This window comes from Polynucleobacter sp. 39-46-10, from assembly GCF_002282275.1.
Genome location: NZ_NCJB01000127.1, coordinates 1 through 6,419 on the forward strand (window position 1 = coordinate 1; position 6,419 = coordinate 6,419).

Annotated in this window: 9 protein-coding genes and 1 tRNA gene; 3 read left to right on the forward strand and 7 right to left on the reverse strand. The window is 42.4% G+C overall.

Features of this window, described 5'->3' with window-relative positions:
• Positions 1–149: 149 nt before the first annotated feature.
• The 4 genes from B7X71_RS10400 to B7X71_RS10415 all read right to left on the reverse strand — a co-directional run bounded on the left by B7X71_RS10400 (position 150) and on the right by B7X71_RS10415 (position 1,987).
• Complete coding sequence (locus B7X71_RS10400; RefSeq protein ID WP_293600700.1) at positions 150–365, reverse strand: MAPEG family protein; 216 nt, start codon at positions 363–365, stop codon at positions 150–152.
• Positions 366–483: 118 nt separating this feature from the next.
• Positions 484–1,098 (reverse strand): class I SAM-dependent methyltransferase, encoded by a 615-nt coding sequence (locus B7X71_RS10405; protein WP_293600701.1) that lies wholly within the window; start codon positions 1,096–1,098, stop codon positions 484–486.
• A gap of 7 nt (positions 1,099–1,105) precedes the next feature.
• On the reverse strand, positions 1,106–1,561 hold the full coding sequence (locus B7X71_RS10410; RefSeq protein WP_293600702.1) for a rhodanese-like domain-containing protein: 456 nt from the start codon (positions 1,559–1,561) through the stop codon (positions 1,106–1,108).
• Positions 1,562–1,987, reverse strand: coding sequence for a hypothetical protein (locus B7X71_RS10415; protein WP_293599700.1), 426 nt, complete (start codon positions 1,985–1,987; stop codon positions 1,562–1,564).
• Positions 1,988–2,021: 34 nt separating this feature from the next.
• Between B7X71_RS10415 and B7X71_RS10420 the strand changes: the two genes are divergently transcribed.
• On the forward strand, positions 2,022–2,702 hold the full coding sequence (locus B7X71_RS10420) for a metalloregulator ArsR/SmtB family transcription factor (protein ID WP_293599699.1): 681 nt from the start codon (positions 2,022–2,024) through the stop codon (positions 2,700–2,702).
• Between the two features lie 3 nt (positions 2,703–2,705).
• A complete protein-coding gene (locus tag B7X71_RS10425) occupies positions 2,706–3,515 on the forward strand; it encodes an energy transducer TonB (RefSeq protein ID WP_293598979.1) in 810 nt (269 codons plus the stop codon).
• An 84-nt stretch (positions 3,516–3,599) separates the two neighbouring features.
• Here B7X71_RS10425 and B7X71_RS10430 read toward each other — a convergent pair whose 3' ends face one another.
• The gene (locus B7X71_RS10430; RefSeq protein ID WP_293598980.1) at positions 3,600–4,352 is read right to left on the reverse strand and encodes a DUF4395 domain-containing protein; all 753 of its coding nucleotides are present in this window, start codon (positions 4,350–4,352) and stop codon (positions 3,600–3,602) included.
• A gap of 161 nt (positions 4,353–4,513) precedes the next feature.
• Here B7X71_RS10430 and B7X71_RS10435 point away from each other — a divergent pair, with 161 nt between their 5' ends.
• Complete coding sequence (locus tag B7X71_RS10435) at positions 4,514–5,437, forward strand: MBL fold metallo-hydrolase (RefSeq protein WP_293598981.1); 924 nt, start codon at positions 4,514–4,516, stop codon at positions 5,435–5,437.
• A gap of 192 nt (positions 5,438–5,629) precedes the next feature.
• Here the strand turns inward: B7X71_RS10435 and B7X71_RS10440 are convergent, their stop codons facing one another.
• Positions 5,630–6,148, reverse strand: coding sequence for a DinB family protein (locus tag B7X71_RS10440; RefSeq protein WP_293598982.1), 519 nt, complete (start codon positions 6,146–6,148; stop codon positions 5,630–5,632).
• Between the two features lie 71 nt (positions 6,149–6,219).
• Positions 6,220–6,295, reverse strand: a tRNA-Phe gene (locus B7X71_RS10445).
• Positions 6,296–6,419: the final 124 nt, after the last annotated feature.

The window sequence follows — 6,419 nt, forward strand, 5'->3', positions numbered from 1 at the left end:
CAAATAATATGTAGTTGACTGATCTCGATAGTCGGCAAAATAAGATTCGACTCCAACACCGACTAAACGAGTCAATACCTGGGGAAAAGTTAAAAGACCAGCATGGGATTCATGGGCACACTTTTCAAGAACCTCTTTTGTCAGAGCGCTCATTGACCGCCATCCTTTGCGATCACAGTGAGCTGCCCTTGCTGGGCTACGTATTCAGCAAAGTTTCCCTGTGCAAGAATCGCCCTCTCAAGATCCTCATGACCCCCGCTTCCCAAGCCAATCTTGTTCTTTCTCCTAAGTCTAATGACCGGAAATGAGAGTTTGATAAAGATGATCGTTAAGGCGGAGGCAATAATTGAGGTGATTAATAACATTTTGAGCTCCCAAGAGAATTCTTAGATATTAATCAGAAAAAGAAAAGGCCACTCGAAGATCGTTTTAGTATTTCTTGGTGGCCGGGGTGGAATTGACCAGGGCCGAGGATGCCTGACTCTACTGCATCCTACAAAAGCAATATAGAAACTGCTGAGTTGTGCCCACAGGGGTTTTATGTATTTCTGTGGAGCTGTCAATGAGCTTGAAATTCCTACCAAATTGCCCATGAAGATTTTCTGTGTCATAACGAACTACATCAAGGCCACTACATTTTTCTGGGCCCTCAGGACCAAAGGTAGACATAATCACATAACCGCCATGTTTAACCGACCGCTTTACTTGCTCAACATATTTCACTCGCTGGGACTCTTCAGTTAAAAAATGAAACACCGCCCTATCGTGCCAAACATCAAAATAGTTTTGCGGCAAGGTTGCATGGGTAATATCGGCACAATACCAATGAACCTTATCGGTCGCCTTGCCAATACGCTCTTTTGCGACATCAATCGCCTTTTGAGAAATATCCAAAACGCTAATATCTTGATAACCCTCAGAAATTAGGTCATCCACTAAAGTGGATTCGCCGCCACCTATATCAATGATGGCTGAGCTCTTATTTGCTGATGCCTGATGAATCAGCTTTAATGAAGTCTCAAGATGGGGCGCATACCAGCTGACAGCATCTGGCGCTTTAGAGCCATAGACTTGTTCCCAATGCGCTTTGTTGTCCATGATATGGCTAGTGTTTAGGCTGCTTGTTTACAGCCTTCTTATAGGCGTCCATGCCGCCCTTCGTCTTCCACTCTTCATAGCCACCTTGAAGAATGCGGAGATTTTCATAACCAGCAACTCTTAAAGCAAATCCTGCTTGGGCGGATAGGCTACCGGTGTTGCAGTAAATCAACACTGGCTTATCTTTAGGAATTTTGTCTTTTTGTGACAATACTTGGCGCCACTCGATATTGACTGCCCCAGGAATATGGCTATTGTCAAACTGGGCTTTGTCTCTAGCGTCAATCACAAACATTTTTTTATATTCTTCAGCGGGTATCTGCTCAGCAAAAATAGTGCCCCCGCCATAGTCTACAAACTCAAGATAGCCAGCCATTTCATCTACGGTAATAGCTTTGTTATCAGCCATTGCGGGGGTTAGGGCGATTGTTGAAAGTGTTAAGGCAATTAATAGTTTTCTCATTTACTGTCCAGTTTTAATCGTTGATTTGAATTTGTCGAACTCAGGTCTTACGCTGTCGTTAAACAACTTGCCTTGCTTCTTCTGCTTAGTAGTTCCTTCTAGCTCAAGAATATCGGCAATGATTTGATAGCTCACCATGCCGTTGTGTGCGCCACCTGAAGCCGCAATATTTTGTCCGTTGTACCAAACTGAGGGCGCTGGTGTTAAAGGTGGTACAGCAGTTTGAGGAAGAATCAAAATGGGCAATCGATAAGCATTAGCAATTTCTGCCGCAATTTGAACGTTGGTATTACATCTTGTTCCCGGGGGGTCTTGATTAATGAATACCAAGGCTTTTTGTCCATTGATCACCTGCGGCATCGGGCTATTAGCCAAAGCGCCTAATGAAATTAAGGAGATAATTGCCACCAAGAAACTTTTAAGCATTTACACACCTCCTTATATTCAATAAAATCATTGAATGATTATGCCCAAACAAAAAGCCACTTTCAAGCAAAAACTTTTCGAGCAGTTCGCCAAATTGGGGAAAGCCCTCGGTTCTGAGGTTCGCCTAGAACTCATAGAACTGATCATTCAGTGCCCCACGGCAGTAGAAGACCTAGCAAAGAAGGTGAAGCTACCGATTGCCAATGTATCTCAGCACCTACAAGTTCTTAAGCAAGTGGGTCTGGTTAATACCAGCAGGCAAGGTAAGTCTATTGTTTATGAAATCGCCGACTCCGATGTGATTGATTTGTTTTTAAAGCTACAAGGTGTAGGGCAACGCCATATTGAAGAGGTTGACAACTTAGTTGACAAATACCTCAGCTCACGAGATAGTCTTGAGGGCATGCCCGTTAATCAAGTTCTCAAATTGGCTAAGCGTGGCGAAATTACTTTATTAGATGTTCGCCCTACTGAAGAATTTGCTCACTCTCATTTGGAGGGCGCAATCAATATTACCCTTGAAGAATTAGAAGAACGCTTAGGGGACTTTCCAAAATCCAAAACCATTGTTGCTTACTGCCGAGGAACCTACTGCGTATTGTCTTATGAAGCCGTTAAGCGCCTTCGAGAAAAAGGCTTTAAGGCAGTTCGAGCTGAAGATGGCATTCCCAACTGGCTTAATATGAATGTCAAACTGGCAAAGCAAGCCGATTAAAGTTTGTCATTGCTTAATAGACTGATTCAAACGCCACAATCTGCTTTTAAAGCGGCGATTGTTCTATCGCTTGGACTACATATCGTCTTGTTGTCTGTGTATGTACCAGCAGATACAAAGCTACCGAAGAAAAAAGATGACCTTGTTGTTATTAAGCTAGAAGAGCCCAAGCCAAAACAAGAAGAAATCATTCCTCTTCAATCAGCACAAGCACTAACAACTAAAGCGCCCGCCACTCAAGAGGCACCATCGGCCCCCACAGCAGAAGAATGGGCTTTCGCATCCAAGTACACGCTAAAAAATAGTAAGGGCTATCGACACACCTGGGGCAAGCAAGTTCGTAGCATGATGGGTGCCGCTGTTGAAGGGCCCGACCAAGGACAAGTGAGATTCAGAATTGAGATTTCTCAAAATGGCTCCATCGCTAAAGTAGAAACACTTTGGAAAACTTCCGACAAAGCAGAAGCGCTTGCTCGCAAAGCCATTTACTCAATGCCTGCGTCACCACCCACGCCAACTGGCAAGCCTCTCATTTTTGAAAGAACAATTTCGTTCACACCTTTTGCCTCAGATGACGCGCCCTTTTATGCTGATGATTGCTTGCCCGACACACCATCTTTTAATAATCCATTTGCTTGGGATGGCAAATCACCTCAAGAGATTAAGCAAAATAAGCCTGCCGAAAAACTCAGCCCAGAAGCATTGGCTGAGTGTCTCAAACAATTGCCACAAGACTCTTTAGAGGGTGTAGCCGCTCACAGTCAAAGACTATTAGATCAGTGGGGCTCTAGTAAATTAAACCAAGGAAAGTAATACTCCTATACATACGTATATAAGCATATATACGTATAAGATGTCGTTTTAAACGACACAGTTCAATCCGGGGATAAGTAGCTTTTATTTACAGTTGTTGTGTAGCTTCCACTTTTCTTCATGCCCCATGGCTTTAGCAAAATCGGGCACTTTACATCTTTCAACTTCTTTAGCGTCTGTCTCTTGATTAATTACTTCGATAGGGGCTACTGACAATGCGGGCTTAGTTGGGCTGCCAGAGAAATAATTGAATAAGGTAGCAACACTCAAAGCAAATAAAACTAATACTAGTAATTGACTCTTAGATATATTGTTCTGCTTCTCTGTGCTGATATCACAGGAGTTCCCTGGACATAGCTGGGCTTGGGTTTTGTTAAAAAGGTTGTAAATCTTACAGCCGATACAAATTCCAAAAGAGGTTTCAAAAAACATCAGCGCTAGGCAGGAAGCGCAAACAATAATATTGATTGGCCCCACAATACTTTTTAGCACTACCAAATAGAACATTGTGGCGGCCAAGATAAATCCGATTGACCAAGCAAAACGCTTTTGTGGAGCTCCTGTGTATTCAGGTTGCTGTCCTTTAACTAGCCACTGAGCCAAAACCATGACAGGCGCATATTTAGGGTTTATGAAAATCCTAATCGTAAATTCAATGAGAAAGGCACATACAAATACCTTGGTAGGGAAGAAGTTCCCCATCAGCCAAGCATTCATAAATGAGATCAGGGCAAATACAAATAAAATACCTGCGGCAGCCCTAACCACTCTCTCATTAAGAACTGGCACTGGGTACTCTTGCTTGAGCTCACCAAACTGAAAAATTGAGGCATTCATTTCTGACCTTTATTTACACTCATCGTTTAATGTATGTCGTTTTAAACGACATAGCAAGTCTTTCTCCAACACTTACGAAATTTAATCAATTGTCAGGGTTAATAACACTTAATTTATAAAAAACCGTAATTAATAATGATGCTAATCATTAGGATCTCATCATGAAAAAATATCTCTTCGCATTTTTATTGGCAGTGACTTTTAGTCACCACCTTGTAGCCGAGGTATTAACATCTCAAAAAGTGAACGAGACCACCTTCGCGCTAATTGGTGAGATCGGCGGCAGAACTTATGAGAATCAGGGCCTAAATGCCAACTATGGCGTTATTGTTACAAATGATGGTGTCATCTTGATTGATAGTGGCGCCTCTAAACAAGGGGCGGCTCTAATTGATAAACAAGTTCAAAACCTCACCGGCAAAAAAGTAAAGTGGGTTATCAATACTGGATCCCAAGATCACCGTTGGTTGGGGAATGACTACTTTATATCCCAAGGGGTAGAAGTAATCGCTCTTCATAAAACCATTGCGACTCAAAAGCAATTGGCAATGAGTCAAGTAGATTCAGTAAAGGCTGTTTTAAAAGATCGTTTTGATGACACAAAACCAGCCTATGCTCAAAACCCAATTAATCAAAATGAGGTTGAGCTAAACCTTGGCGGAACAAAAGTTCAAATTAAATATTTAAACCATGCCCACTTTGCTGGAGATGTTGTGATTTATCTTCCGCAACAAAATCTCATGTTCTCTGGTGATCATATTTATGTAGATCGTATTTTGGGAGTGCTGCCACAGAGTAATGCCACAACATGGCTAGATGCTTTTACAAAGATTGGGTCAATTGCTCCTAAAGTCATTTTGCCTGGCCATGGTAATGTTTGCGATTTAGCAAAGGCTAAAAAACAAACTGGTGACTACTTAAAGTTTCTAGTCGATGGCACTAAAAAATATGCTGATGAAATGGCAGGCGTTGAGAATGCTGTAAAAGGATTATCCAATGCTCCACAATTTGAAAAGTTAGCCAACTTTAATGAATTACATAAAGGCAATATCAGTAGAACCTACTTAAGACTAGAGTCTGAGTAATGTCGTTTTAAGCGATATCGACTGACATAGGTATGAAAAATTCATTTGTCTTTTTAAAGGACGGTTCACGCTAGGGATATCAGATACTAATAGCGATTAACCCCGCCAAGACCAAAAAGAAAATAGCCCAACAAGTGGGCTATCGTAAATATTGGTGGCCCGGGGCGAAATCGACCAGGGCTACAGGATGCCTTATCCAAGCTCTGATTCATTAAAAGCATCTCTTATATACACAGGCAAATCTATTGGGGGCGGCCTATAGCCTGATTGGTAAAACATATCTCCAATATGACCGCGATGAAATGCTTTGTGATTACAGACATGAATCAGAATGTCTCCTCTCGTCATTTCTCCAGCACCGCCATCAACAAAGGAAAAATGAACCTTTTCATTAAGTAACGGCTCACTCATTCTGTCAGCATATTGAATATACCAATCAGCCATTTGATTTAACTTCTCCGCCAGCAACACTAAAGCATCTGGCGACTCAGTAGTGCGAGACTTTAGTCCGTGTTCTATTCCAAGTAAATGGGCTCGCCATATTTGATCAACAATGCCGATGTGGGCTAAAGCGAATGACATTCCACCAAATGCCGCGGCACGCTGTTTAGTCACCTCGTCAGGTGGCAAAGTAGCAATGGCGGCTAAAAGCATATTGTTTGCCCACTTGTTATAGCGTGTGAGCATTCGGATATTTCGAACAGCAGACATATGGCCTCTTATGAGTAAGTAAGCACAGTCTAGCAAATGAAAAAACCACCCGAAGGTGGTTTATAAATTCTTGGTGGCCCGGGGCGGAATCGAACCACCGACACAAGGATTTTCAATCCTCTGCTCTACCGACTGAGCTACCAGGCCAAGAATTGAAATTATAAATGAAAGTGGGAATGGGCTTGCTAAATGGGCTGACTGTGGCTGACTCTGCTTGATTTTGCTTGGCTCTACGGTAGGTGCGGATGTTTTTATCCTGCGGGACGGTGCG

Coding starts and splice junctions, on each gene's coding strand:
- B7X71_RS10400 (WP_293600700.1), bottom strand. CDS start 365: ATGTTATTAATCACCTCAATTATTGCCTCCGCCTTAACGATCATCTTT.
- B7X71_RS10405 (WP_293600701.1), bottom strand. CDS start 1,098: ATGGACAACAAAGCGCATTGGGAACAAGTCTATGGCTCTAAAGCGCCA.
- B7X71_RS10410 (WP_293600702.1), bottom strand. CDS start 1,561: ATGAGAAAACTATTAATTGCCTTAACACTTTCAACAATCGCCCTAACC.
- B7X71_RS10415 (WP_293599700.1), bottom strand. CDS start 1,987: ATGCTTAAAAGTTTCTTGGTGGCAATTATCTCCTTAATTTCATTAGGC.
- B7X71_RS10420 (WP_293599699.1), top strand. CDS start 2,022: ATGATTATGCCCAAACAAAAAGCCACTTTCAAGCAAAAACTTTTCGAG.
- B7X71_RS10430 (WP_293598980.1), bottom strand. CDS start 4,352: ATGAATGCCTCAATTTTTCAGTTTGGTGAGCTCAAGCAAGAGTACCCA.
- B7X71_RS10435 (WP_293598981.1), top strand. CDS start 4,514: ATGAAAAAATATCTCTTCGCATTTTTATTGGCAGTGACTTTTAGTCAC.
- B7X71_RS10440 (WP_293598982.1), bottom strand. CDS start 6,148: ATGTCTGCTGTTCGAAATATCCGAATGCTCACACGCTATAACAAGTGG.